The organism is Proteiniphilum sp. UBA5463, assembly GCF_002427225.1.
Taxonomy (GTDB): domain Bacteria; phylum Bacteroidota; class Bacteroidia; order Bacteroidales; family Dysgonomonadaceae; genus Proteiniphilum; species Proteiniphilum propionicum.
Window position 1 is genome coordinate 7,095 of record NZ_DIQL01000005.1, and the last position, 25,370, is coordinate 32,464.

A 25,370-nucleotide genomic window follows, 5' to 3' on the forward strand; every position below is an offset into this window, starting at 1 on the left:
GCTTTAGCTTCAGCTTTGGCTTTAGCTTCAGCCTCTTTTTTTGCTTTCTTGTTGAGAGCTTCAAGTTTCTGATTATCCAGCTTCTCTTTCAAGGCAGCCAGCTCTTCGATATCACCTAACGTGGTTTTTTCCATTACAGGTATAGAAGCTGTAACATCACTTCCTCCATCTTTTTTGCCACCACGTTTGCCTCTTTTCCTGGAGTCGTCTCCTGCGATATCTTCGTGAATACGGCTGTGAGAGACAATAATGCGTTTAGCATCCTTGTTGAATTCAATAACTTTGAATTCAAGCTTCTCTTCTACCTGTGCCTGAGAATTGTCCTCCTTTACCAGATGTTTGGGAGTTGCAAACCCTTCAACACCGTACGGTAGAGAGATAACCGCACCTTTATCCAGCAATTCAATAATTGTCCCTTCGTGTATAGAACCGACTGTGAAGATAGTTTCAAATACATCCCATGGATTTTCTTCAAGCTGCTTGTGCCCGAGGCTCAAACGGCGGTTTTCCTTGTCTATATCAAGCACCTGAACCTCAATGGGAGCTCCTATCTCTGTAACTTCACTTGGATGCTTGATCTTCTTGGTCCATGAGAGGTCGGATATGTGAATTAATCCTTCCACACCCTCTTCTATTTCAACAAATGCACCGAAGTTGGTGAAGTTGCGTACAGTAGCAGTGTGAGTACTTCCAACGGGATATTTCACCTCGATGCTCTCCCATGGATCGGGTTTGAGCTGTTTCACACCAAGCGACATTTTACGCTCGTCGCGGTCGAGTGTGAGAATAACGGCTTCCACCTCTTCTCCTACAGTCATAAAGTCTTGTGCACTGTGAAGGTGTTGTGTCCAGCTCATTTCCGATACGTGAATCAATCCTTCCACGCCGGGAGCTATTTCTACGAATGCACCGTAATCGGCCATAACAACAACTTTACCTTTGACTATATCGCCTACTTTCAACGATTCGCTCAAGGCATCCCATGGATGTGGAGTCAACTGTTTTAGGCCAAGGGCTATACGTTTTTTCTCATTATCGAAATCGAGAATTACCACGTTTATCTTGTCGTCCAGTTTAACCACCTCCTCTGGGTGTTGAATACGTCCCCAAGAGAGGTCAGTGATGTGAACAAGGCCGTCAACACCGCCAAGGTCGACAAACACACCGTAGGAGGTGATGTTTTTAACCACACCTTCAAGTACCTGTCCTTTTTCGAGCTTGGAAATAATCTCTTTCTTCTGCTGTTCCAGCTCTTCTTCGATGAGGGCTTTGTGTGAAACCACCACGTTCTTGTATTCAGGGTTGATTTTCACAACCTTGAATTCCATGGTTTTATCTACAAACATATCGTAATCGCGGATAGGCTTCACGTCTATCTGTGATCCCGGGAGGAATGCTTCAATACCGAATACATCCACAATCATACCACCTTTAGTGCGGCATTTGATGTATCCCTTGATGATCTCATTATTTTCGAGCGCAGCATTTACACGGTCCCAAGAGCGTGATGCACGTGCTTTTTTGTGAGAAAGGAGCAATTGTCCTTTTTTATCTTCCTGGCTTTCGATGTACACTTCTACTTCGTCGCCAATTTTCAGTTCGGGGTTGTAGCGGAATTCATTCATTGATACAACGCCATCGGATTTATAGCCGATGTTTACAACCACTTCGCGTTTGTTCATGGAGGTTACAATACCTGTTACCACCTCTTTGTCACTGATTTTACTCAGTGTACTATCGTAGCTTTCGGTAAGTTTTTCCCTGTTCTCCTTACTATAAGGATCTCCTTCGGCATAGGCATCCCAGTCGAATTCTTCTATGGGGGCCACATTTTTTAGGTTTTCAGTCATTTGTTGTGAATAATAATTTTAAATTAAAAAGTGAGACATTATATTGTTCAATAAATTTATACTATTTATTTCAGACTTTTATTTCAGCATTCGCACCCAATCAAAACCCGGACAAGTTCTTTGGGGTTTTGCTTGCCATATAGAGGCTTCAGATGATTCAGCTTAACGAGAAGTTCAAAAAAAGTGGTGCAAAGGTAATTGGTTTTTTATTAATAACCAACTCTTTGCACCATAATTTTTTTAGTGAATAAAGAGAAATATTCTCTTGGTCTTATTGAGGCAGGCTGTTTTTTATTGTCTCGGAATTTGAGTAGTGCCTGCGATGTTGTTTTTGAGGATATTATAGAAGCAATCCTTTCTGAACATCCTGACGTGTGCCTTTTCCGGCAATCTGTTCCACCAGGCTCAAAGCGAAATCGAAAACGAGTCCCGGCCCCTTGGCTGTAGTTATGTTCCCGTCTGTCACTACCTTCTCACCTGTAACATGCGCACCCTTTAACTCAGTTTCAAAACCCGGATAACAGGTAGCGCGTTTGCCATTAAGCAAACCCAGCCCACCCAAAACCATTGGAGCGGCGCATATGGCTGCAATAGGTTTTCCCTGCGAATTGAATTCAACCAGCAGTTTTTTTAAACCATCGTGTTCGTTTAGATGTTTTGCCCCGGGCATTCCACCGGGCAGCAACAACATCTGCACATCTGAAAAGTCCGATTTACTGAATGTTATGTCGGCGGTAACAGTAATTTTGTGTGCTCCGGTTACTTCTCTATCATCCGAAATGGAGACTGTCTCAACCGGTATCCATGCTCTTCGCAAAATATCAGCGGTAGCAAGCGCTTCAATTTCTTCAAATCCGTTAGCTAAAAACAGGGCTACTTTCTTCATACTATCAGTTTTTTTACTTTAGTTTAAATTGATATGTTATAGTTCCCTTCTGGTTGTTGGCAGAATTAATCGCGTTGAATTTGGTACTTTTTGCAGCGCGTAAAGCTTCGTTTCGGAGTGTGGCGTTATCGGCTGTGGTACCGCGCCCAATCACAGCATCAATCACATTACCGGAAGGGTCCACAATTATATTAACAACCACCGTGCCATAATCGTTCACATTATATCGAGGTTGTGCGAGTCCCCCGCTTCCCAGGCTGCGCCCACCCAGATTATAAGAACCTATTCCCCCGGTACCGGTGGGTGATCCCTGTGAAGCATTCCCGGTAGAGACACCTTGTGTGCCGCTGCCTTCAGTGTTTCCGCGACTTCCGGAGCCCTCTCCAAAAAGGCCTGAGATCTGTTGATTGATCTCTCTTTTCCTGGCCTCCTCTTCACGTTGCCTGCGCTCAGCTTCTTCACGGACTCTGCGTTCTTCTGCCAGTTGTGCCTGGCGACGTTCTTCTTCGCGTTTGGCCTCCACATCTATAGTGGGCTCAGTCGTTTGTGTTATAAGCTGCTCCCTGGGAGAATATTCAGGGACAACAGGAGTTTGTACTGGTGTTGGTACCACTTCGGACATTAGTGGTTCTACAGAACCAAAAGCATTCTCTGCAGTACCGAACATCACGGGTATCCCTTCCAGTTCATCTGGTGGTGATGCAAGTGTGAAGTATGAATACAAAAGGATTAACAGAAGCAATATGGCAAAGATTATTGCTCCTGCTATCCCTGCTGTTTTTTCTTTTGTAAACTGCATCATTATTATTATGTTGTGATATGATTTGAGCCAATAGAGCCTGAAAGGTTTAATTTGGCCTGGTCATCAGCACCATTTTAAACTGGTTACGATTGGCGATATCAAGAATTCTTACAATCTCACGATAGGGAACACTCTCATCGGCATAAAGAGCCACAAAAATATTTGGATCGGCCGTGTAAACCGATTGCAGAAAAGGCGTGATCGCTTCGAAAGGCACTTGTCGCTCCTTTTCATTTGCATTGGCTACATAGTAATTCATATCCTTGTCTATGGTAACCCTTGTTATGGGTTTTGCCTGAGCCTGTTGCTGCGATCTTGGCAATAATACCTGTATAGCGTTTGGCACTACAATGGTAGATGTGATCATGAAAAAAATAAGGAGCAGAAATATCACATCTGTCATAGATGCCAGACTGAAGTTAGATTCTATTTTAAAACGCTGTTTTAATGCCATTTTTTTGTGTTTTTTGAAGTCTGTAATCAAAAAAATCAGAGTTTTGTCATCAGAAGTCAGTTACCGTAATCCTGAAGCAAAAGATCAGAAATCAGTGGCCGTAAGTCAGTATTAATTAGCCAGTCTGTAATTCATCAGATGGTAAATTCAGCCTCCTGATACTGCTAAATAACCGGTTCGTTTAAGATATCCATAAACTCCATAATTCTCATTTCAAGCCTGTTCACTATCCCTTTTATACGTGTTGCCAGGTAGTTGTAAGCAAACAGTGCAATAATGCCGACTATCAAACCTCCCACCGTTGTCACCAGAGCTTCATAAATACCTGTTGAGAGGATAGTCACATCAACGTTGGCGCCTGCACTTGCCATACTCATAAAGGCTTTTACCATACCGGTAACTGTCCCAAGAAAACCTATCATAGGCGCACCCGAAGCGGAAGTAGCCAGTACGGGAAGCCCTTTTTCCAGTTTCGATATTTCTATGTTTCCCTGGTTTTCTATGGTGGTCATCACATCTGCAGTAGGCCTCCCCAACCTTGTGATACCTTTCTCTACCATACGGGCCGAAGGTGTGTCTGTATTGCGGCAAAGAGTAATAGCAGCATCTATTTTCCCGTCGTGAATATAATCTTTAATGCGGTTCATAAAAGAGTTATCCTCTTTACTAGCCTTATTTATGACCAGTGTCCTTTCAATAAGCACGTAAATTGTCATCAATAGCAGTATAAACAATACAATCATCAACCATCCGCCCTTCATTGTTAAATCGAACGCGTTCATTGTTATCGCTTCTGTTTCAGCTGTTATTGCCGGTTGTAGGTTGTTGAACAATGTATCTGCAGTATCTGCAGGAGAGGGTATTTGCAAAAGAATCATGCCAATAATATTCTAAATGATAGTTTTCCTGTTAGTTTATTTTGATAAAGGTAGTTATTTTGGAAATTCAAACATCACTCTGAGGTTCTTTTAAACAATTTTTATACGCTTTTATTGTTTCTTTTAATCCCAGGTAGAGAGCATCACTGATAAGTGAATGTCCTATAGATACTTCTTTTAACCATGGAATGTTTATGTATAGATATTGGAGATTATTCAAATTAAGATCGTGCCCTGCGTTCACTCCAAGGCCCAGGTTCTTTGCCAGCGTGGCAGCTTCAACAAAGGGCGCTACGGCCTTTTCCCTGTCAGCATGATACTTTTCGGCGTAAGGGCCTGTGTACAGTTCTATACGGTCAGTTCCTATTTGCGATGCCATACGAACCATTTCTGGGTTTGCGTCTACGAATATTGAGGTACGTACACCTATTGATTGAAACTCAGCTATAATATCGGTCAGAAATGCCTTATGCGTAATAGTGTCCCATCCGGAGTCGGAAGTGATGGCATCATGGGCATCAGGAACAAGGGTTACCTGTGTGGGCCTGATTTTTCTGATGAGGGAGATAAATTCAGGTGTGGGGTTTCCCTCAATATTGAACTCTGTGGTTACTTTAGCCTGCAGATCAAATACATCGGAGTAACGGATATGACGTTGATCGGGGCGGGGATGAACGGTAATTCCATCCGCACCAAAAAGCTGACAGTCTATAGCCACTTGTACCACGTCAGGAATATTTCCTCCGCGGGCATTCCTTAGAGTGGCTATTTTATTTACATTTACACTAAGTTTTGTCATAAAATTATATTACAAACAATTTGTTATAAAGTGGTGAGGTCTTGCCTAAATTAGATAAAGAAATAATAAAAACTAAACAATGGAGTTTATTTAGACAAAAAATCACCATCTTTGTAAATCAGATACAAAAGTAATACGAAATAACCGTTTTGCGCAATGTCAGTCAAAGAATTTATCAAAAAACAGCTTGAACAGTTCACTTCTCCCCCTACTCCCGAGCAGTTCACCGAACTTTCTGAAACGGAAAATTCGCTTATCATTCTGGAGATTCCGCTGAAAGATTATACTCTCACCGAGATAGCCAGGATTGTGGAGAGCAATAATGCGCATGTGATGGCACTATATGTAATGCCGGTCTCCGGCGGTGCAGTCCTGTTAGTATCGTTAAAGCTTGATGTGGACGATGTTACAATCCTGTTAAGAAGCTTCGAACGATTCAACTACAATGTGGTTTACTATTTCATGCGTGAAGGCGAGGTGACCGATACCCAAAAACAGCGGCTGGCTGAGTTATTGTATTATCTTGAGATGTAAATACTGAGTAACGAAATTGGATTGAGACAGATGAGGTTTGCTTTATTTGGAAGTATGTTCCCCGATAGAACCGCGAAGGCGGAAGAGCAGATATACGGGGTTTGTGATGCTATTAAAAGGCATGGAGGTGAGTTGTATCTGCCAGGAAATTTTTTTCAATCACTACCAGGAAATATTCGTCAGAAAATTGAGCCAATATGTGAACTGGCTGAAAAACTGCCTCAAGTAGATATTGTTGTAAGTGTTGGCGGCGATGGCACGTTTTTGCGAACTGCCGCTACTGTTGGCAATTCAGGAATTCCGGTATTGGGTATTAACACCGGCCGTCTCGGTTTTCTGGCAGCCATAAACTATGCAGATGTAGAGGAGACTTTACAGGAGGTGATGAATGGTACATACAGGGTGGAAGAACGCACACTTTTGAAGTTGACTACTGATGAAACATTTCCACCTGAATTTTTTAACACCCACGCGCTTAACGAGGTTGCTATTCTGAAACAAGACACCGCATCCATGCTCTCTATTCATGCATATATCAATAACGATTACCTGACTTCGTACCAGGCCGATGGCCTTGTGATATCCACTCCTACTGGATCTACTGCCTATTCATTGAGTATTGGCGGCTCAATTTTATCGCCCACAACGCCAAGCATAATTCTATCTGCTATAGCCCCCCACAATCTTACATCTCGTTCACTGGTTGTGGACGACAGCAGCATTATCTCTCTAAAAGTAGAAAGCCGCAGTCATATGTTTCTTGTGTCGGTGGACGGGCAGTCAAGGGTGCTGGACGAGAACATCGCGTTGCAGGTAAGAAAGGGTGACTACACTCTTCGCGTGGTAAAAAGAATAGGACATACCTTCTATGAAACCCTGCGCGACAAATTGATGTGGGGAGCGGATGTTAGAAAGCAGTATTAATCATCATTTGAATCTTCAGTAACCTCTTCCTCAGGTTTTTCCTCCTGGTAAGGCAGATACTTATCGAGCGCCAGGATGAGCAGGTAAAAGAGAGACATAAAGATAAAAATCCCCACAATACCTATTAAGGCAATAAGCAGTGCTGTTTTTACTGTTGGCGTCATAATATTTCTTTTTTAAGCAAGCAATGGAACAAGAGTCAATATAATACCTCCAGCCACAACCGAACCTATCTGCCCTCCCACATTAGCGCTGATTGCCGGCATTAGCAGATAATTGTAGGGGTCTTCTTTTTGCCCCATCTGGTGAATTACACGGGCCGACATGGGAAATGCAGAAATACCGCATGCACCTATCATGGGATTTATCTTGTTGCCTTCCTTACGGAACAGGTTAAGAAACTTAGCGAAGATTACACCCCCGAAGGTATCGAAGACAAACGCGAATAGTCCAAGTGCAATAATAATTAGAGTATCTGTCCTGACAAACCGTTCAGCCGTCATTGTACTGGCAATGGTTATACCAAGCAACAGGGTGACTAGACTCGACAATTCGTTCTGAGCAGAAAGTGATAGTTTGTTCAGTACGCCGCACTCGCGAATCAGATTGCCAAACATCAGGAATCCTATTAGTGCCAGCGACGAAGGAGCAATAATGCCTGCCGTTATGGTTATTACAATAGGGAAAGCTATCAGCGCTTTTTTGGATATCTTCTTATTGCTATGGCTAGCGGTCGACATTCTGATTAGCCGTTCGTTACGTGAAGTAAGCATCCGTATAACAGGCGGCTGAATTATAGGCACAAGCGCCATATATGAGTAAGCAGCTACAGAGATTGGCCCCAGCAGGTTTGGGGCAAATCGTGATGCCACTACTATGGAAGTAGGGCCGTCGGCCGCCCCAATAATCCCGATGGATGCTGCCTCCTTGATGTCGTATCCCAGCAGGGAGGCAAGCAGCATCGTGAGGAAAATGCCAAACTGAGCTGCCGCACCGAACAGCAGCAGTGAAGGGTTCCGGAACAACGGTGAGAAATCGATCATAGCCCCGATAGCAATAAAAATGAGCAACGGAAAAATCTCCGTGGCAATACCTGCATCGAAGAAGACGTTTAGAACGCCCTCAACAGCTTGACCCGTGGCAGGGTCAATCTGAGAGATTGCCGATGACAGGGGGATATTCACCAGTATGGCGCCAAATCCCATCGGAAGCAGTAGCGTCGGTTCATAGTTCTTAACAATGGCAAGCCAGATAAGGATAAGGCCAATAGCTATCATCACCAAATGCTGCCAGGTCATGCCCGCAATAGCAGGTAACAGTTGTTCTAAACCCATAAATTTTTCAATTAAACTTTATTAATACAAGAAACCAAGCAAGATACCTGCAGCTACCGCTGAACCAATCACACCTGCCACATTCGGCCCCATTGCATGCATCAGCAGATAGTTGCTTTGATCGTATTGCAATCCGATAACTTGAGAAATCCTTGCAGAATCGGGCACGGCCGATACTCCGGAATTTCCGATAAGTGGATTGATCTTCTTCTCTTTCGACAAGAAGAGATTCAGGATTTTAACGAATATGATTCCTGCACAGGTGGCAATAATAAATGAAAGTGCACCGATAGCAAACACCTTCAATGACTCAAGGCGCAGGAACGTGGTAGCCTGTGTGGAAGCACCTACAGTCAGTCCCAGCAGAATGGTCACCGTGTCTATCACAGGCCCACGGGCTGTTTCGGCCAGACGGCGGGTTACCCCCGACTCTTTCAGCAGGTTACCGAAAAAAAGCATACCCAGCAAAGGTAAACCCGAGGGAACCAGGAAAGTTGTCAACAGCAGGCCCATGATAGGAAACATTATCTTTTCTGTTTGTGAGACCACTCGAGGAGTTTTCATCTTTATCAGCCGTTCTTTCTTTGTTGTCAGCATCTTCATGAAAGGAGGCTGGATAACCGGGACCAGAGCCATATATGAGTAGGCCGAAATAGCAACTGCTCCCAGGAGGTGCGGGGCAAGCTTTGATGTTGTAAAGATTGCCGTAGGCCCGTCAGCACCGCCTATGATGCCAATAGAAGCTGCTTCGTTGGGTGCAAATCCCCATTTTAAAGCGATTATATATGCACCGAAGATCCCGAACTGGCAGGCAGCTCCGATTAGAATTAGTTTCGGGTTTGATATTAATGACGAGAAGTCTGTCATAGCTCCAATACCCAGGAAGATAAGGGGCGGATACCAGCCTTTTACCACACCCTGGTAGAGAATATTAAATACTGAACCCTCTTCATATATACCCACTTGCAGGTTTGCTGCTTCGTTGAAAGGAATATTTCCGATTAGGATGCCAAATCCTATTGGGATCAGCAGCAGTGGTTCATACTCCTTTTTTACTGCCAGGTAGATAAAAAACAGACCTACAAGGAGCATTATTATATGTACCCTCTCTGCATTTGCAAAACCCGTATAATTCCAGAATGCTTGTAAATTGTCTGTTAATGATAGTAATGTATTCATCTTTTGCCGCCTCTTTTATTCTATTATTACAAGTTCAGCTCCCTCTAAAACCGAATCCCCTTTCTGGACAAGAATTTCAGTCACTTTTCCATTACTGTTTGCCAAGATGTTGTTCTCCATCTTCATCGCTTCAAGTATCATCAGAGTTTGTCCTTTTTTCACGCTATCTCCCACTTTGCAACGTATATCCAAAATAATTCCCGGCAGAGGTGATTGGAGTGTATTTTTTCCAACGGGGGCAGAAGGCCTAGTTACCAGAGGAGTGGTTGTAGATTGTGGAGTGGGGGCAGGGGCCGCTGCAGTGCTGGGGCGCTTAATGCCAGAGAGCGATTTCATTTTGGAAGGGACCATTTCAACGGTGTATGGTGTGCCGTTTACTTCAAGTTCCACAGAGTCGCTATCTGATTTTGTTACCACAACTCTGTAAGGTGTGCCGTTAATTTTATATTTAAATTCTTTCATACGACGTACAATGTTTTTAATTTCTTCTTGACTATCGACTTATCAATATCCTTTATTCTGCTTTTGCTGTTTTACATCTTAAGCCTGCAAGTCTTGATTTATTATTACTGGTTTTGTATTATCTAGGTAATTCTCTCAGCGATTGCCTTTTAGCATTCCATGGTGAGTAGTTCCGTTTCACCCGGTCTATAGTTAGAATTGTAGACTCTATATCGTGCTGATTCTCTTTCAAATCGTAAATAGCAGCAGAAATTGCAGCCAGTACTTCGCCCGACATATGAGACTGACTTCTGGCAGCGGAGAGAGTGCCACTTTTTGCCACATTCTTTTCAGATACTCTTTTGGCTAGATTCCCTGAAAATTTAAAGAAAAAGTAAAGCGCAACCAGTCCGGAAAACACAACAAGCATTGAGGTTATTGTAATCATAATTCCCCATGTGTCGTTTTCCTTAAGGTTAGCAACCTTTGGGTTTTCTTCCAGAATGGCATTGTTGCTGTTAGGCGTTACCCTATTTAAATGTGTAGCAGCAATGTTACCCTTTTCATCATATTTAACTCCGTCCTGTACGTATCCGTAAGTCTGATCGGCAAGCATTCCTGCGGGAATAACAATCTCGTCAAGCAACGTTTTTCCATCGTTATCATACAGCGCGATGTAGTTCTCTTCCGTGGGGTCGAGTGTGAAATTCAAATGGAAGGTTCCGTTGAAAGGTTCATTGTCTGCCCAGAAAAGTCCATGTTGATGTGGAGAAATGCTTGTTCTTATATCTCCCCTTGGGATAGGATATTTTTTCGGATTATTGCGGTCGTTTGTGAGATATCGTCCACCCAGATTTTGCGTCTTTGCCGTATTGTTGTATATCTCGATCCATCCGTTCCTTTGTCCAAAATTATCCATGTAATTGGTCTCGTTCACCACCATCACCTCGTTGATTACCCAGTCAGGATTTTTCTTTTGTTTGGCACATCCCGTGAATAATACAATTGCGATGAAAAGAGCCGAAAATCTTATTGTATTTCTCATATTAATCTTTATTTAAAGTGGCAGGTTGTCGTGCTTCTTAGGCGGATTCTGCAATTTCTTTGTCTGCAGCTGCTGAAGAGCACGGATTACCCGGAAACGGGTGTTGCGCGGTTCTATCACATCGTCGATATATCCATATCGTGCTGCCACATATGGATTGGTAAAGAGGTCGTTATACTCTTTTTTCTTTTCTGCCAGTATAGTTGCCAATTTTTCCGGATCTTTTTCGGCTGCAATCTCTTTACTGTAGAGCACTTCCACAGCACCATCGGCACCCATCACTGCAATTTCAGCGGTAGGCCATGCGTAATTGATGTCGCCACGGAGTTGTTTGCAGCTCATCACTATATGTGCGCCACCGTATGATTTACGTAGTGTTACGGTCACTTTGGGCACGGTAGCTTCTCCGTAGGCATACAACAGTTTGGCACCGTGTGTTATTACGCCGCCGTATTCCTGTCCTGTTCCTGGAAGGAAGCCGGGAACATCCACAAGGGTTACAAGTGGTATATTGAAAGCATCGCAGAAACGAACAAAACGGGCTGCCTTGCGTGAAGCGTTAATATCGAGCACACCCGCAAGGTACTTGGGCTGATTGGCAACAATGCCAACCGATATTCCGTTGAATCGAGCAAAACCTACAATAATGTTTTTGGCATAATCGGCGTGTACCTCAAGGAACTCACCATTGTCGATGATGGCGCCAATTACCTCATACATATCGTATGGTTTATTTGGGCTGTCAGGTATAATATCGTTCAGCCCGTCTTCAAGCCGGTCAATAGGGTCGTCGTTTTGGAGGAGGGGCGCCTCTTCCAGATTGTTTTGAGGAATAAAGCTTAAAAGCTTGCGAATAAGCTTCATTCCGTCTTCTTCCGTTTGTACCTGGAACTGCGATACGCCAGACTTTGCGGAATGCACTGATGCACCTCCAAGCTCCTCCTGTGTAACATCTTCTCCGGTTACAGTCTTTACCACTTTAGGGCCGGTAAGAAACATATATGATGTTCCCTGTGTCATGATAATAAAATCGGTCAACGCGGGAGAATAGACTGCTCCGCCTGCACAGGGACCGAAAATTCCGGATATCTGCGGTATCACTCCCGATGCCAATATGTTGCGCTGGAATATTTCGGAATAGCCAGCCAGAGCATTAATACCTTCCTGAATACGAGCACCGCCCGAGTCGTTGATACCGATTAGAGGTGCCCCCATCTTCATTGCTTGGTCCATCACCTTGCAGATCTTTTGTGCATGCATCTCCGACAATGATCCGCCGGAAACTGTGAAATCCTGTGCAAATACATAAACGAGTCGCCCGTCGATGGACCCGTAACCGGTTACCACTCCGTCACCCAGGAACTTGTTTTTTTCCATTCCGAAGTTGTGTGAACGATGTTCCACGAACATATCGAACTCTTCGAAGCTGCCCTCATCAAGGAGCATTGCGATTCTTTCACGTGCCGTGTATTTTCCTTTAAGGTGTTGCGATTCAATTCTCTTTTCGCCACCTCCTAATCGAGCTTTCTCACGCAGTTGGATAAGCTCCTTTACTTTTTCGAGTTGGTTGCTCATATAAAATGTTCATTAAATTAATTGTTCTGTTCAGTCGCTATGTAATATTCAAGTAAACTTATTTTTTTTGAATCCTGATCTGTATTTGATTTGCCCGCCACGGTAAAGGAGAGGCTTGCTGATACTTTGCCGGCACGGTTTATTGTAAGTTCACGAAACATTATAATCCTGGAGAACTTGACTTCTGCTCATTGCATGCCGTAAATATTTCTGACAAGCTTGCCTCTTGCTATTCAGCTTTATATCCTTGCCCCCCCGGGAAATCTTTTCCATTGCAAGTGAACCGAAACAAATGTTGATATCCAATGTATTATAAATAATAATTTTTGATATTCAGGGTTTTCGGTTCAGGCTTTTATTTGAATTTGAAAGGTTTCGATAGTAAAGTTGGCAGTGTAATCCCGTTTGTGAATTGTTTAACTTCACCTTACGGTTAATTATTCAGGATGCTCACAAAGTTCGGTCAGAACGCTGCCTGTTGACTTGGGATGTAGGAAAGCAATGCTTAGTCCTTCAGCACCTCCGCGTGCCTGCCGGTCTATGAGCCGTACCCCTTTATTCTCCAACTCTTTCAGTGCTTCATTTACATTTTTTGTTGCATAGGCGATATGATGAACCCCTTCACCCCTCTTCTCTATGAATTTAGCAATGGTGCTCTCTTCATCGGTTGGCTCCAGCAGCTCAATCTTGGTCTGTCCCACTTTGAAAAATGCTGTTCTAACTTTTTGATCTTCAACTGTTTCGATATTGTAGCATTTTAATCCCAAAACGTCTTCGTAATAAGGGAGATGCTCTTCAATATTCTTTACTGCTATTCCAATGTGTTCAATGTGTGTAATTTCCATATAATACGAGTATAATTTTTTAGTTTAACTGCAAAAGTACCTCTTTCAATCCTAAAAATAAAAAAAAAGAATATTTCTTTTTTTGATATCAATATGATGAATTATCATCACATGGAGGAGATACGTAACACCTCCAGCATCTCTTCATTTATCTCCCTCTCTTTTTTTATGGCTCGTTTAAACGGAACATATACAATTTCGTTTTCACGTATTCCCATCATCACGTTCCTTTGATTCTCTATTAAAGCCTGTATAGCTGCAATACCCATGCGACTGGCCAGGATTCGATCCTGTGCGGAGGGTGATCCGCCTCGCTGCAGATGCCCGAGAATGGAAACACGTACATCGTATTGTGGATATTCTTTTTTTACTCTTTCTGCCAGTCTGATGGCTCCACCAGTAACTTCGCTCTCGGTAACAAGTACCATACTACTGCTCTTCGATTTACGGAAGCCTTGCTCAATAAGCTCTCCAAGCTGGTCTTTCTCAATACTAATTTCGGGAATGATAGCCGCTTCGGCACCCGATGCTATAGCACTGTTAAGTGCCAGAAAACCGCAGTTTCTTCCCATAACCTCCACAAAAAACAGTCGTTCATGAGAAGTGGCTGTATCCCTGATCTTGTCCATCGACTGCATAATGGTGTTAAGTGCTGTATCGTATCCTATTGTCGTATCCGTACCGTTGAGGTCGTTATCAATTGTCCCGGGAAGTCCTACAATAGGGATATTGTATTCATTGGCAAAAACCCCGGCGCCAGTAAGCGAACCATCGCCACCAATCACTACCAACGCATCAATCCCATGTTTCTGCATGTTTTCATAAGCAACCTTACGTCCTTCAACTGTCAAAAACTCCTGAGACCGGGCTGTTTTCAGCATTGTTCCGCCTTGCTGAATAATGTTACTTACGCTATTGGTCTTGAATTCAACTATTTCATCGGAGATCAGTCCTTTGTATCCCCTGTAGATTCCGTAAACTTTCATGTCGTTGAAAATACCTGCACGCGTCACCGCGCGAATTGCTGCATTCATACCCGGCGCATCTCCACCAGAAGTGAGGACGCCCACGCTTTTTATATTTGAGTCCATAATTGAAATGTTAGTCTTTGAATCTTTGTTGGTTATTTACTAAGATTCCCTTTAAAACAATGAATCGCAAAGATAGATTTTTTTAACGATGCAACAAAAAAAAGCTGCTTAAAAAGCAGCTTTTTCAATGTACATCCGGGGTTTTAGTTTCTTAATGTTTTCAGCGACGGTTTTCATTTGCCACATTGGCGTTGAGGTGGCACCGCAAATGCCTATGCTCATATTGTCTTTTAGTAACGCCGGGTCTATTTCATCTGGTGAATGGATAAGGTAGGAGTTTGGGTTTTTCTTTTTGCACTCAGCGAATAAAACTTTGCCGTTTGAACTTTTCTCTCCGGCAATGAAAAAAATCAGATCGTGGGTTTGTGCAAATTCCTGTATGTTGGGGACACGGTTCGATACCTGTCGGCATATTGTATCATAGAACTCAAAGGTGGCTCCATTCAGCATACGTGATTTGATAATTTCCCCCACCTCCCGATATCCGTCGAGCGGTTTTGTCGTTTGGGAAAACAGGCTGATATCGCGCGAAAAATCTAGTTTGTCAATCTCATCCTTGCTCTCTATAACTATGGCGGAATCGTCTGTCTGCCCCAGTAGGCCATTAACCTCGGCATGCCCTCTCTTGCCATAGATCACTATCTGCGCATTGTTGTTACTGCGCCTGGTGAATTTCTTATTTATTCTTTTCTGTAACCCAAGTACAACCGGGCACGATGCATCAATGATCTCTATATTGTTCTGCTTTGCAATCTCATAGGTGCTGGGTGGCTCTCCATGAGCACGAAGTAGCACACGAACATTTTTCAGCTGTTTAAACTGCTCGTGGTTGATTGTAATCAATCCCATTTTTTCCAGGCGTTCCACCTCAATATTGTTATGAACAATATCTCCCAGGCAATAGAGGGTACCTCCTTTTTGCAATTCCTCTTCTGCTCTGCTGATAGCCTTGGCCACACCAAAGCAACATCCTGAATGGCTGTCAATTTCTATTCTGTTCATTTTCTGTTGTGATTTTGTTAAACATATCCAGAGCCCATTGCAACTGCTCCTCAATGCCGATGTGGGAGTTATCCAGTTCCAGGGCATCACTGGCTTTGCGTAACGGGCTCTCGGCACGTGTGGTGTCACGCTGGTCGCGCTCTTTCACATTTGCCAGCACATCTTCAAACAGAGGCTGGTCACCCCTGGCTTTCATCTCATCATAGCGTCGCTTAGCACGTACTTCCGGCGATGCGGTGAGAAATATTTTGAGTTCTGCATCGGGGAAAACGACCGTTCCTATATCACGTCCATCCATCACTACTCCTTTTTTGTATCCCAGCTCCTTTTGCTGCCGGACCAGCTCCTTCCTCACAAAACCGATTGTACTCACACGGCTTGCGCCGTTGGCCGCTTCCAGCGTTCGAATCTCCTGCTCCACGTTCTCTCCGTTCAGGAAAGTATCCTGTGTTCCCTGATCATTGGGTTTGAAAGATATTTTTATCCCTGATATATGTTCAAGCAAGGCTTCCTCGTTTATCCCCGTCTCTGTAATCCATCCGTTGCGGATAGCATACAGGGCAACAGCGCGATACATGGCGCCGCTGTCGATATATGTGTAACCCAGCTCTTTGGCCAACCCTTTAGCAATCGTACTCTTGCCGCATGACGAGTAACCGTCAACGGCAATATTTATCTTTTTTGCATGCATATTTAATCTGATAGTCCGGCAAATATTCACTTAATATCTAAATAATCAGGCAATTATGCCGTTCACTTTAAAATCCTGTTAAATTTTGATAATCAATTAATTATGATTAGCCCCTTAAAAAACACCGGACCGTTGCAACCGGCAGTCTTCTTTTATTGTTCTTCGCTACAACCTGCAACTGCAATCTTTCCGGACAGACTAAACAATCAGCAAAGGTAGAATGTTTTTTCGAGAAAAATATTTAACATCTACCTGCATAGCCACATAATTGGCATAAAAAGATGAATACCCCTGTTGTTCCCATTGTGATTATTTTGCATTTTTAAAACCACTTAATTGGCATTAAAGTCTGGATACCTGCCCAGGCCTGTACAGAAAGCTTGATCAACAATCCTTTTTTTGCAATATCACCTTATCCAATACGAGTACAAGCTTGTACAAAAAGCTTGATCAACAACCCTGTAAGTTGTATCAACGGGCTTACTGTACAGCTGATGCAGTTTTAATACGGTTATCTCAATACCTGCAGATATTTATCAATGTATAATTGTTTCTCTTTCGACTTGTATTGCTGGATATAGCGCGGATGATCAAGGACGGTTATCCTGTCAAAAAGTTTCTCCTCTCTGTTTAACCTTTCAATGAAGTTGCCGTTTTTCTTCCCCAGAATATATACTTCGGAGGTGTCCAGCCCCATGTTGATATGCTTTCTCATAGATGTGACCATAAAATTTTTTACCATCTTGAAAAGATTTTCATCATCATAGTAGTTGGCGTTTATCCACCTGCCGTCTTTGGTTTTGCGGATAATTGCCAACGGAAATGGCGAGTTGATATAGTAATGACTGTAGAAATCAACTGCACCGCCGTATGCATCAATCATATCGTAAAAAAACACTGAAGAGACCTCATGAGTGTGGGCTGAATGCATCGTTATCCCGCAAACACTCTCCAGTCGCTTCGTATCAGTGAACGGAACTCCTGTCACACCTGCACCGTGGCGGCTTGGATTGATACCGACAATAAATTTTCTGGAGTTCATGTCGTTATAATATTTGCGATAGAATCTCTCCATGACCGGTAATGTTTCGGTATTTTCTAGAAAAGGGTTCAATACCTGAAACTCCTCGGGCAAACCATCGGAATAGTGTAACTCCCTGTTGAAAGTAATAATTTTATCGGCTAGGTTTTCTGTCATGTTGTAACAATACTTTTCTAAACAGCATGTTGTAATAGATAAGTGGCTATTAGTATCCTCAAATTTTTTATTTTCGTGATATTCTTCGGCATCCCGTCCTGATATTGGAATATCTGTCTTTGCCAACAGTAAGGATATGCTGCTTAATAAGTTTTCGTCAATTACTCTTCAAGAAAGTTGGGATACATATATTCCTTTGCCGGTACAAATGTCTCTTTGATGCATTGTGGGGAAACCCATCGCAGGAGGTTGAAAACCGACCCGGCTTTGTCGTTGGTGCCCGATCCACGGCCGCCACCGAACGGTTGCTGATCAACCACGGCACCGGTTGGCTTATCGTTGATATAGAAATTTCCGGCTGTGTGAGTCAGGCGGGTAGTCATCTTTTCAATATTGGCCCTGTCTGCAGAGAATATTGCACCCGTAAGAGCATAGTCTGTAGTTGTATCAAGAATATCTAAAGTCTTATCAAGGTCTGCCGGATCATACAGATATACTGAAAGTATGGGGCCGAAAAGCTCCTCTCTCATCGTGATATAGTCGGGGTTTTTAGCCAGAATCACAGTCGGACAGATGAAATAACCTTTCGATTTGTCATAGCTGCCACCGCATATTATCTCGGCATCTGGAGAAGATTTGGCATCATCGATAACTTTCGCAAGCTTATCGAACGACTCTTCATCAATTACCGCATTCACAAAATTACTGAAATCTTCCACCACTCCGGTTTTCATTCCGGCAAGATTGCTGCAGATGTATTTCTTAACATCTTCCCATAATGTAGTGGGAATATATGCGCGAGATGCGGCAGAACATTTCTGTCCCTGGTACTCGAATGCACCACGGGTAAGGGCCGTAGCGACCTGTATGGCATCGGCGGTCTCGTCGGCAAAAACATAGTCCTTTCCGCCTGTTTCACCCACTATGCGCGGGTAGGATCTGTATTTATCCATATTCCCTGCAATGGTTTTCCACATACTGTTGAATACAGCAGTAGATCCTGTAAAGTGCAATCCGGCAAAGTCGCGATGGTTAAATATCACATCTGCTGCATCTCTTCCGTCTGCATATACCAGGTTTATTACACCACCGGGTAATCCTGCTTCCTGCAAGACCTTCATAATTAGATGTGCAGAGAAGACAGCTGTCTTTGATGGTTTCCAGACTACAGTGTTGCCCATCAGTGCGGGAGCACCAGGCAGGTTGCCTGCAATGGAGGTGAAATTGAAAGGGGTAAGTGCGAAAATAAACCCTTCCAGTGGCCGCCATACCATCCGGTTCCATATACCCGGTGAAGAACTGGGCTGCATGGAGTATATCTCATACATGTTTTTCACGTTAAAACGGTAGAAGTCTACCAGTTCACAAACAGCATCTATCTCAGATTGAAACGCGTTCTTAGATTGCCCGATCATGGTGACGGCATTGAACTCGGCACGATATGGACCTGCGATCAATTCGGCGGCCTTCAGGAAAATAGCTGCGCGGCTCTCCCACTGCATTGCTTCCCACGCCGGCTTGGCTTTCAATGCCTCATCGATAGCTATCTGTACATGTTTCTTGTCGCCCTGGTGGTAGTGCCCCAGCAGGTGCCGGTGGTTGTGCGGAGGGCGAATATCTTTCAGCTTGCCGGTGCGGACCTCTTTTCCGCCGATGATCATGGGAAGGTCGAGTCCCCCCTTGTTGAGTTCGACCAATTTCTGTTTAAGTATAATTCTTTCTGGCGTTCCCGGGGCATAGCTCCTCACAGGTTCATTTTTTACTTCCGGTAATTGATAGACTCCTTTAGGCATAAATAATTAGTTTAGTTAGGTTATTACTTTATTGGGATAGTACAAACATACCAAAAAAAGTTATATTATGGCACTTTGAGGAGTAGTTTTATGATGAAAATTTTCAATCATACTACATCTGATTCATTTTTTTTATATATTTGTAACACCTTAATACTTTTATAAAAACGCATGTATTCAGAAAACATTACTTTTACCAATTTCGAAAATTCAGAGATCGCTTTTCGTGGCCAATCCAACAACAGCCTGAGGCAGTCATGCCTGCTGTTTAAAGTTATGAACAACCGCACACTGGTAAAAACCGGCAAATATCTTGTGAATTTTGCATTTGCTATTCATTTCCCTGTAGAAGGTATTCTTCGCAAAACTATTTACAAACATTTTGTTGGAGGAACATCAATCGATGATTGCGTGAAGACCATTGAGAAACTCGCATCCCGGAATGTGGGTACTATTCTGGATTTCGCTGTTGAAGGAGAGGAGCGTGAAGATCTGTTTGATGCCACCTGTGATGAAATCATCCGTACAGTTGAGATTGCGCACAAGAACAGTAATGTGCCGTTTAGTGCTTTCAAGATTACCGGGATAGCTCGCTTCGATTTACTAGCGAAGGTCAGTGAGAATCATTCCATAACAGATGAAGAGAGAGATGAATTCAGACGTGTAGAAGAGAGGGTGGATTCAATTTTCAGACGTGGTTGCGAACTGGGAGTCCCCATTCTTATCGATGCCGAAGAGACGTGGATACAACCCGTGCTTGATGATATTGTAATGAAGATGATGGTGAAATATAACAAAGATAAAGCCATTGTTCAGAATACCTATCAGATGTACCGCCACGATAGTATGGAGCGAATTAAACAGCACCACCGTCAAGCTCTGGAAAAGGGTTTTAAGTTCGGACTTAAAATTGTACGTGGGGCATATATGGAAAAAGAGAGGGAGAGAGCTTTGGTGAAGGGTTACCCATCGCCTATTCAGCCCGATAAGCCGGCAACAGATCACGACTTTGATGCCATCATCCGTTACTTTATGGATCATCTTGATACAATCGATTTTATGGTTGCAACCCACAATGAAGAGAGCTCGCTTCTGCTGGCGCGGTTGATTGATGAATACAAGTTGCCAAGAAATCATCAGGGAATCTATTTTTCACAATTGTATGGTATGAGTGACCATATAACATTTAATCTTGCCGAACAGGGGTACAATGTTGTGAAATATGTACCTTACGGAGAGGTTAAAACCATGATGCCCTATCTGTTTCGCCGTGCTGAGGAGAATTCTTCGGTTAAAGGACAGTCGAGCCGCGAACTGAAGCTCATTCAGAGAGAAGTAAGAAGAAGAAAGAAGAAGTAAGTGGGGTTTTCGCCAAGGCCGATCCTGGGTTTCAGCGAGGCTCGGCAACATGTTTGGCATCAGGCTTGCCGAAAGAGATGCAATTAAGTCAAACCTTTGGCAAAATGATTATCCCCTGCTGATTCATTCGTTTATCCCGATTAGATACTGCTGCAGTTAAATTGAGGGTGATATCATATTTCGATACCACCCTCAAAAAATTCATTGAAACAAGTTTTTATTCAACCTTGTCTATTTTACCTCCCACACATTGGGAGTATTGAGAAGAAACTCTGTGAAAGTTTTTTTCGGCATTTTCTTCTGCACCTCTGCTATCTGTTTTTCGTAATCATTTTCGTATGAAGGCTCGTCCACATTGCGTATTACTCCCAGCGCAACAGGCAGCCCGTTTGCAGTGTCCATAAGTGCCAACTTCATATGCAAGGAATTATCCACAGTTGTTGAATCGTGCACCAGCACATCATCAATTGTGTATCCATCTTCGCCAATAGTCACTGCCTTAAGGTCCCAGCCATCCAATACTATTCCCCTGTTCTCATCCTTGCCGAAGATCATCTTTTCACCATGTTTCAGTAAAACCGTATTATCGGCTTTCCAGCTACGGTCGCTAATTTTATTGTGTATGCCGTTGTTAAAGATAACACAGTTCTGTAGTATTTCAATTACCGATGTACCTTTGTGGCGGGCGGCATCTACCATAGCATCTACCTGGTTCTTCATATCCACGTCTAACGCTCTGGCAAAGAATGTTCCTCTTGCACCAAAAGTTAGTTCTGCCGGGCGGAAAGGATCCTCCACTGTTCCGTAAGGTGACGATTTTGAGACGAATCCCCTGTCCGATGTGGGTGAGTACTGCCCCTTGGTAAGTCCGTAAATTTTATTGTTGAACAGTAGGATATTGATGTCCACATTGCGGCGAACAGCATGTATGAAATGGTTACCTCCGATAGCAAGTGAGTCTCCATCGCCTGTGGCAACCCACACACTCAGTTTTGGGTTTGCCACCTTTACTCCCGTGGCTATGGCAGTTGCCCGGCCGTGGATACTGTGGAATCCGTATGTGTTCATATAATAGGGCAGGCGCGAAGAGCATCCTATACCTGAGATGACAGCTGTCTCGTGCGGTTCAATATTCAACTCTGCCATTGCTTTGTGAAGGCAATTCAGGATGGCATAGTCACCACAACCTGGACACCATCGTACGGCGTTTTCACTTTTATAGTCTTTTGGAAGATGTTTCTGATATTTTATTTCCGTAGCTTCCATACTTATTTTTCCTCCATTATTTTTGTAAATTCTTTCACCAGTTCACTCACTTTAAAAGGCTGGCCTTCCACACGGTTGAACCTGTGAATGTTTTTAAGATCCTGAAACTTACCACTCAGGTAAGCGGCAAACTGTCCGTTGTTTTGTTCTGCCACAATCACCTTCTTGTATTTTTTCAATAAATCGTATGTGTTTCGTGGAAGCGGAGAGATATGTTTGAATTGGGTGAATGCAATTTTTTTCCCATTATCTCTGATGCGTAAAGAGGCTTCCAGCAGATGACCATATGTCCCTCCCCATCCCACTATCAAAGTGTCGGCATTTTCATCCCCCATAACCTTCTGGTCGGGTATAAAATCAGCTATCTTTTCTATTTTGTTCCTGCGTATATTTACCATAATCTGGTGATTGTCAGGATTAGTTGAAATGACGCCTGTAAACTGATCTTTTTCCAAGCCACCTATGCGATGCATATACTTTGGGGTACCTGGTACGCCCCAGTATCTTACGAGCGTCTTTTCGTTTCTTAGAAATGGCCTCCATTCCCCCGGATCTCCATTGAAATGGTTTTGCACATAGGGTGGCTTTATATCAGGATATTCATTTAAATCGGGGATTTTCCATGCCGAAGCACCGTTTGCAATATAACCGTCAGTAAGCAAGATGACCGGTGTCATGTGCTCAAGTGCTATTTTTGAAGCCTCAAAGGCAGAGTCGAAGCAGTCCGTCGGTGATTTAGCCGCCATAACAACAAGCGGGCTCTCGCCATTGCGCCCATACAAAGCCTGATTGAGGTCGGTCTGTTCACTTTTGGTAGGCAATCCCGTAGAAGGGCCGCCTCGCTGTACATCTATTAACACCAGTGGAAGTTCAGCCATCACCGCCAGCCCCAGTCCCTCACTCTTCAGCGATAATCCCGGTCCCGAGGTAGATGTAGCTGCCAGGCACCCCGCAAAACTGGCACCAATAGCTGATGTTATTCCGGCGATCTCATCTTCCATCTGCAGTGCTTTTACTCCGAAGTCTTTTCTTTTTGAGAGCTCATGCAAAATATCGGTAGCAGGTGTAATAGGGTAGGAACCGAGAAAGAGCTGGACACCCGCTTTTTCGGCAGCAGCTATCAATCCGTATGCGGTAGCTGTATTCCCGTTTATATCGGTATATAAACCCTTGTTCCCTTCAACAGGTTCTATTCTGTAAGTCGATGCTGTCAGATGTATGTTGTGCCCATAGTTGTACCCGTCGGTAAGCGCTTTAATGTTTGCCTCCACCAGTTTCGGTTTCTTTGAAAATTTCTGCTCCAGCAGCCTGTCTGCAATCTCCAGAGGCCGGTTAAAGAGCCAGCATACCACTCCCAGGGCAAACATGTTTTTGCTGCGAAGCATATCTTTGTTGTCCAGCCCTGAATCTTCCAGCGATGCTTTTGTAAGAGATGTGATTCCTACTCCAATAGGTTGCACATGGCTCAGATTAAGTTCTGCAAAAGGATCTGAAGTTTTGAACAGAGCTTTGTCGAGATCTTTTTTCTGAAATGAATCTGTGTCATAAAGTACAATAGATCCTTTTTTCAGAAACTGTGAGTTTACTTTCAGCGCCGCTGGGTTCATTGCAACTAAAACATCTGTTTTGTCCCCTGAATTATACACGTCTTTGGCCCCGATACGCACCTGAAATCCGGATACACCGTGCAGTGATCCTTGCGGCGCACGGATTTCAGCCGGATAATCTGGGAATGTTGCTATTTCATTTCCAAAGATAGCTGATAGCGTAGAGAATAACGTCCCCGAAAGCTGCATTCCGTCACCGGAATCGCCTGAGAAACGTATGGTTACCTGTTTAATGTCGGTTACGACCGAATTTTTTGGCATAATTCTTATTATGTGGTTATTTGAAAAGTTTATAATATTGCAATCAACTCTTGGTTCAGCAAAGCAGCCTATGACTGTTGTAGTTATTTTATTGAGTGATTATCAAGAGTATGTGCTAAAAAACGCTATTGTCCACCTCAAATGAGGCGGTTGAAAAATTTAAATTTAATAATCTGAGAATAATCATTTAAAAACAGATGCAAAGTAATAAAAGAGTTGTTTAAAAAGCAAATTTAATTTATTTTCTTTCAATACTTGCACCCAGCGCATTCAGTCGTGTATCGATATGCTGATAGCCGCGGTCGATCTGGTCAATATTGTGTATTGTGCTTGTTCCTTTGGCGCTCATGGCTGCGATAAGCAGTGAGATTCCCGCGCGTATGTCTGGCGATGTCATTGTCATGCCCCGTAGCCTGAAACGGCTGCCCAGCCCTATAACCGTTGCCCGGTGCGGGTCACACAGAATAATCTGTGCTCCCATATCTATCAGTTTATCTACAAAGAAGAGCCTGCTTTCAAACATTTTCTGATGAATAAGCACACACCCCTCAGCTTTGGTCGCAACCACAAGTATTATGCTTAGCAGGTCGGGTGTGAGTCCTGGCCATGGTGCATCGGCAATGGTGAGAATGGATCCGTCGATAAACGACTCAATAGTGTATCCTTCTTGTTGTGGTATATAAAGATCGTTTCCCCTCTGTTCAACGGTAATGCCAAGACGGCGAAAGCTTTCTGGTATAATGCCCAGGTTTGCTTCTGATGTATCTTTGATTGTGATTTCGGAGGCGGTCATGGCAGCCATGCCGATGAAGCTTCCAATTTCTATCATGTCGGGAAGCAGACGGTGGCGGCAACCCGAAAGTCCCGTTACCCCCTTAACCGTTAACCTGTTTGAACCGATACCTTCAATTTTTGCACCCATACGTACAAGCATATGGCTCAGCTGCTCCACATATGGCTCGCAGGCGGCGTTGTAGATGATAGTTTCTCCCTCGGCAAAAACGGCAGCCATCAACAGATTTGCTGTTCCTGTGACTGATGCCTCGTCGAGCAGAATGTATTGTCCCGTAAGTTTTTCGGCGGTTAGGCTGAAAAGCTGTTCTTTTTCATCTATAACAAGCTCCGCGCCCAGCTTCATGATGCCGTTGAGATGGGTATCAAGCCTTCGCCTGCCTATCTTGTCGCCCCCGGGCTTTGGTATGACAGCGCGTCCAAACCTCGCCAACAGCGGGCCAATTAACATGATGGAGCCGCGGAGTGCAGCCGATTTAAGCATAAAGTCCTTTGTTCGTGTATATGCCAGATTAATATTGCAGGCTTGGAAGGAAAAAGTATCCAGGCTAATTTTTTTAACCTCCACTCCCATATCTTCAAGCAGTGAGATAAGGTTCTTTACATCCAGTATATCCGGAATATTTTCAATAATTACCTCTTCCCGTGTCAGCAATGTGGCACATATTACCTGCAGGGCCTCATTCTTGGCTCCTTGTGGTATAATCTCTCCTTTCAGGCTTCGTCCGCCTTCAATAACAAATGATGACATATATCTTTTTTAC

At 43.6% G+C, this 25,370-nt stretch carries 24 protein-coding genes; 3 read left to right on the plus strand and 21 right to left on the minus strand.

Going from position 1 to position 25,370, the window contains the following annotated elements; genetic code table 11:
• The 6 genes from rpsA to B3B27_RS01240 all read right to left on the minus strand — a co-directional run.
• Positions 1 to 1,850, minus strand: a 1,850-nt coding sequence (gene rpsA / locus B3B27_RS01215) for a 30S ribosomal protein S1 (RefSeq protein ID WP_286846670.1), incomplete at its 3' end; no start/stop codon positions are given.
• Between the two features lie 340 nt (positions 1,851 to 2,190).
• Positions 2,191 to 2,736, minus strand: a complete 546-nt coding sequence (locus tag B3B27_RS01220; RefSeq protein WP_286846672.1) for a DJ-1 family glyoxalase III — start codon at positions 2,734 to 2,736, stop codon at positions 2,191 to 2,193.
• A 13-nt stretch (positions 2,737 to 2,749) separates the two neighbouring features.
• The gene (locus tag B3B27_RS01225; protein ID WP_238841578.1) at positions 2,750 to 3,538 is read right to left on the minus strand and encodes an energy transducer TonB family protein; all 789 of its coding nucleotides are present in this window, start codon (positions 3,536 to 3,538) and stop codon (positions 2,750 to 2,752) included.
• Positions 3,539 to 3,584: 46 nt separating this feature from the next.
• Positions 3,585 to 3,992: an ExbD/TolR family protein gene (locus B3B27_RS01230; protein ID WP_238841579.1), complete on the minus strand. Its 408-nt coding sequence runs from the start codon at positions 3,990 to 3,992 to the stop codon at positions 3,585 to 3,587.
• A gap of 164 nt (positions 3,993 to 4,156) precedes the next feature.
• Positions 4,157 to 4,870 carry a MotA/TolQ/ExbB proton channel family protein gene (locus B3B27_RS01235; protein ID WP_286846675.1) on the minus strand — a complete coding sequence of 238 codons (714 nt, stop codon included), beginning with the start codon at positions 4,868 to 4,870 and terminating at the stop codon, positions 4,157 to 4,159.
• A 67-nt stretch (positions 4,871 to 4,937) separates the two neighbouring features.
• Positions 4,938 to 5,669 carry a pyridoxine 5'-phosphate synthase gene (locus tag B3B27_RS01240; protein WP_286833123.1) on the minus strand — a complete coding sequence of 244 codons (732 nt, stop codon included), beginning with the start codon at positions 5,667 to 5,669 and terminating at the stop codon, positions 4,938 to 4,940.
• A gap of 156 nt (positions 5,670 to 5,825) precedes the next feature.
• Between B3B27_RS01240 and B3B27_RS01245 the strand changes: the two genes are divergently transcribed.
• Positions 5,826 to 6,203: a hypothetical protein gene (locus tag B3B27_RS01245; RefSeq protein WP_286846677.1), complete on the plus strand. Its 378-nt coding sequence runs from the start codon at positions 5,826 to 5,828 to the stop codon at positions 6,201 to 6,203.
• A 30-nt stretch (positions 6,204 to 6,233) separates the two neighbouring features.
• Positions 6,234 to 7,127, plus strand: coding sequence for an NAD kinase (locus B3B27_RS01250; RefSeq protein ID WP_238841583.1), 894 nt, complete (start codon positions 6,234 to 6,236; stop codon positions 7,125 to 7,127).
• Here B3B27_RS01250 and B3B27_RS01255 read toward each other — a convergent pair.
• The 12 genes from B3B27_RS01255 to pruA form a co-directional block, all read right to left on the minus strand.
• A complete protein-coding gene (locus B3B27_RS01255; RefSeq protein ID WP_286846073.1) occupies positions 7,124 to 7,291 on the minus strand; it encodes a hypothetical protein in 168 nt (55 codons plus the stop codon). The two genes, B3B27_RS01250 and B3B27_RS01255, sit on opposite strands and share 4 nt — an antisense overlap.
• A gap of 12 nt (positions 7,292 to 7,303) precedes the next feature.
• Positions 7,304 to 8,461, minus strand: coding sequence for a sodium ion-translocating decarboxylase subunit beta (locus tag B3B27_RS01260; RefSeq protein ID WP_238841585.1), 1,158 nt, complete (start codon positions 8,459 to 8,461; stop codon positions 7,304 to 7,306).
• Between the two features lie 21 nt (positions 8,462 to 8,482).
• Positions 8,483 to 9,640: a sodium ion-translocating decarboxylase subunit beta gene (locus B3B27_RS01265; RefSeq protein WP_286846678.1), complete on the minus strand. Its 1,158-nt coding sequence runs from the start codon at positions 9,638 to 9,640 to the stop codon at positions 8,483 to 8,485.
• 15 nt (positions 9,641 to 9,655) lie between these two features.
• Positions 9,656 to 10,102, minus strand: coding sequence for an acetyl-CoA carboxylase biotin carboxyl carrier protein (locus B3B27_RS01270; protein WP_238841587.1), 447 nt, complete (start codon positions 10,100 to 10,102; stop codon positions 9,656 to 9,658).
• Positions 10,103 to 10,220: 118 nt separating this feature from the next.
• The gene (locus tag B3B27_RS01275) at positions 10,221 to 11,126 is read right to left on the minus strand and encodes an OadG family transporter subunit (RefSeq protein WP_238841588.1); all 906 of its coding nucleotides are present in this window, start codon (positions 11,124 to 11,126) and stop codon (positions 10,221 to 10,223) included.
• Between the two features lie 12 nt (positions 11,127 to 11,138).
• A complete protein-coding gene (locus B3B27_RS01280) occupies positions 11,139 to 12,701 on the minus strand; it encodes an acyl-CoA carboxylase subunit beta (protein WP_238841589.1) in 1,563 nt (520 codons plus the stop codon).
• 437 nt (positions 12,702 to 13,138) lie between these two features.
• Positions 13,139 to 13,546 (minus strand): methylmalonyl-CoA epimerase, encoded by a 408-nt coding sequence (mce, locus tag B3B27_RS01285; RefSeq protein ID WP_238841590.1) that lies wholly within the window; start codon positions 13,544 to 13,546, stop codon positions 13,139 to 13,141.
• A gap of 107 nt (positions 13,547 to 13,653) precedes the next feature.
• Positions 13,654 to 14,637 (minus strand): 6-phosphofructokinase, encoded by a 984-nt coding sequence (pfkA, locus tag B3B27_RS01290; protein WP_238841591.1) that lies wholly within the window; start codon positions 14,635 to 14,637, stop codon positions 13,654 to 13,656.
• A 108-nt stretch (positions 14,638 to 14,745) separates the two neighbouring features.
• Positions 14,746 to 15,639: a 4-hydroxy-3-methylbut-2-enyl diphosphate reductase gene (locus B3B27_RS01295; protein ID WP_238841592.1), complete on the minus strand. Its 894-nt coding sequence runs from the start codon at positions 15,637 to 15,639 to the stop codon at positions 14,746 to 14,748.
• Positions 15,620 to 16,330, minus strand: a complete 711-nt coding sequence (cmk, locus tag B3B27_RS01300; protein ID WP_286846075.1) for a (d)CMP kinase — start codon at positions 16,328 to 16,330, stop codon at positions 15,620 to 15,622. Before cmk ends, B3B27_RS01295 begins: the two co-directional genes overlap by 20 nt.
• Positions 16,331 to 16,841: 511 nt before the next feature.
• Complete coding sequence (locus B3B27_RS01305) at positions 16,842 to 17,528, minus strand: SMUG2 DNA glycosylase family protein (RefSeq protein WP_238841594.1); 687 nt, start codon at positions 17,526 to 17,528, stop codon at positions 16,842 to 16,844.
• Between the two features lie 161 nt (positions 17,529 to 17,689).
• Positions 17,690 to 19,321, minus strand: coding sequence for an L-glutamate gamma-semialdehyde dehydrogenase (pruA, locus tag B3B27_RS01310; RefSeq protein WP_286846681.1), 1,632 nt, complete (start codon positions 19,319 to 19,321; stop codon positions 17,690 to 17,692).
• A gap of 171 nt (positions 19,322 to 19,492) precedes the next feature.
• Here pruA and B3B27_RS01315 point away from each other — a divergent pair, with 171 nt between their 5' ends.
• Positions 19,493 to 20,680 (plus strand): proline dehydrogenase family protein, encoded by a 1,188-nt coding sequence (locus tag B3B27_RS01315; protein ID WP_238841596.1) that lies wholly within the window; start codon positions 19,493 to 19,495, stop codon positions 20,678 to 20,680.
• 231 nt (positions 20,681 to 20,911) lie between these two features.
• Here B3B27_RS01315 and B3B27_RS01320 read toward each other — a convergent pair whose 3' ends face one another.
• From B3B27_RS01320 to murA, 3 genes are all read right to left on the minus strand, one after another.
• The gene (locus B3B27_RS01320; protein ID WP_238841597.1) at positions 20,912 to 21,946 is read right to left on the minus strand and encodes a 2-oxoacid:ferredoxin oxidoreductase subunit beta; all 1,035 of its coding nucleotides are present in this window, start codon (positions 21,944 to 21,946) and stop codon (positions 20,912 to 20,914) included.
• A 2-nt stretch (positions 21,947 to 21,948) separates the two neighbouring features.
• Positions 21,949 to 23,814 carry a 2-oxoacid:acceptor oxidoreductase subunit alpha gene (locus tag B3B27_RS01325; protein ID WP_238841598.1) on the minus strand — a complete coding sequence of 622 codons (1,866 nt, stop codon included), beginning with the start codon at positions 23,812 to 23,814 and terminating at the stop codon, positions 21,949 to 21,951.
• A gap of 238 nt (positions 23,815 to 24,052) precedes the next feature.
• Positions 24,053 to 25,357: a UDP-N-acetylglucosamine 1-carboxyvinyltransferase gene (gene murA / locus B3B27_RS01330; protein ID WP_238841599.1), complete on the minus strand. Its 1,305-nt coding sequence runs from the start codon at positions 25,355 to 25,357 to the stop codon at positions 24,053 to 24,055.
• Positions 25,358 to 25,370: the final 13 nt, after the last annotated feature.

Excerpts from the sequence above, each read along its gene's own strand:
- B3B27_RS01225 (WP_238841578.1), bottom strand. The coding sequence starts at position 3,538 with ATGATGCAGTTTACAAAAGAAAAAACAGCAGGGATAGCAGGAGCAATA.
- B3B27_RS01265 (WP_286846678.1), bottom strand. The coding sequence starts at position 9,640 with ATGAATACATTACTATCATTAACAGACAATTTACAAGCATTCTGGAAT.
- cmk (WP_286846075.1), bottom strand. The coding sequence starts at position 16,330 with ATGCATGCAAAAAAGATAAATATTGCCGTTGACGGTTACTCGTCATGC.
- pfkA (WP_238841591.1), bottom strand. The coding sequence starts at position 14,637 with ATGGACTCAAATATAAAAAGCGTGGGCGTCCTCACTTCTGGTGGAGAT.
- B3B27_RS01315 (WP_238841596.1), top strand. The coding sequence starts at position 19,493 with ATGTATTCAGAAAACATTACTTTTACCAATTTCGAAAATTCAGAGATC.
- B3B27_RS01270 (WP_238841587.1), bottom strand. The coding sequence starts at position 10,102 with ATGAAAGAATTTAAATATAAAATTAACGGCACACCTTACAGAGTTGTG.
- B3B27_RS01280 (WP_238841589.1), bottom strand. The coding sequence starts at position 12,701 with ATGAGCAACCAACTCGAAAAAGTAAAGGAGCTTATCCAACTGCGTGAG.
- murA (WP_238841599.1), bottom strand. The coding sequence starts at position 25,357 with ATGTCATCATTTGTTATTGAAGGCGGACGAAGCCTGAAAGGAGAGATT.
- B3B27_RS01275 (WP_238841588.1), bottom strand. The coding sequence starts at position 11,126 with ATGAGAAATACAATAAGATTTTCGGCTCTTTTCATCGCAATTGTATTA.
- B3B27_RS01260 (WP_238841585.1), bottom strand. The coding sequence starts at position 8,461 with ATGGGTTTAGAACAACTGTTACCTGCTATTGCGGGCATGACCTGGCAG.
- B3B27_RS01240 (WP_286833123.1), bottom strand. The coding sequence starts at position 5,669 with ATGACAAAACTTAGTGTAAATGTAAATAAAATAGCCACTCTAAGGAAT.
- B3B27_RS01250 (WP_238841583.1), top strand. The coding sequence starts at position 6,234 with ATGAGGTTTGCTTTATTTGGAAGTATGTTCCCCGATAGAACCGCGAAG.
- B3B27_RS01320 (WP_238841597.1), bottom strand. The coding sequence starts at position 21,946 with ATGGAAGCTACGGAAATAAAATATCAGAAACATCTTCCAAAAGACTAT.
- B3B27_RS01220 (WP_286846672.1), bottom strand. The coding sequence starts at position 2,736 with ATGAAGAAAGTAGCCCTGTTTTTAGCTAACGGATTTGAAGAAATTGAA.
- B3B27_RS01245 (WP_286846677.1), top strand. The coding sequence starts at position 5,826 with ATGTCAGTCAAAGAATTTATCAAAAAACAGCTTGAACAGTTCACTTCT.
- mce (WP_238841590.1), bottom strand. The coding sequence starts at position 13,546 with ATGGAAATTACACACATTGAACACATTGGAATAGCAGTAAAGAATATT.
- pruA (WP_286846681.1), bottom strand. The coding sequence starts at position 19,321 with ATGCCTAAAGGAGTCTATCAATTACCGGAAGTAAAAAATGAACCTGTG.
- B3B27_RS01230 (WP_238841579.1), bottom strand. The coding sequence starts at position 3,992 with ATGGCATTAAAACAGCGTTTTAAAATAGAATCTAACTTCAGTCTGGCA.
- B3B27_RS01295 (WP_238841592.1), bottom strand. The coding sequence starts at position 15,639 with ATGAACAGAATAGAAATTGACAGCCATTCAGGATGTTGCTTTGGTGTG.
- B3B27_RS01235 (WP_286846675.1), bottom strand. The coding sequence starts at position 4,870 with ATGATTCTTTTGCAAATACCCTCTCCTGCAGATACTGCAGATACATTG.
- B3B27_RS01255 (WP_286846073.1), bottom strand. The coding sequence starts at position 7,291 with ATGACGCCAACAGTAAAAACAGCACTGCTTATTGCCTTAATAGGTATT.
- B3B27_RS01325 (WP_238841598.1), bottom strand. The coding sequence starts at position 23,814 with ATGCCAAAAAATTCGGTCGTAACCGACATTAAACAGGTAACCATACGT.
- B3B27_RS01305 (WP_238841594.1), bottom strand. The coding sequence starts at position 17,528 with ATGACAGAAAACCTAGCCGATAAAATTATTACTTTCAACAGGGAGTTA.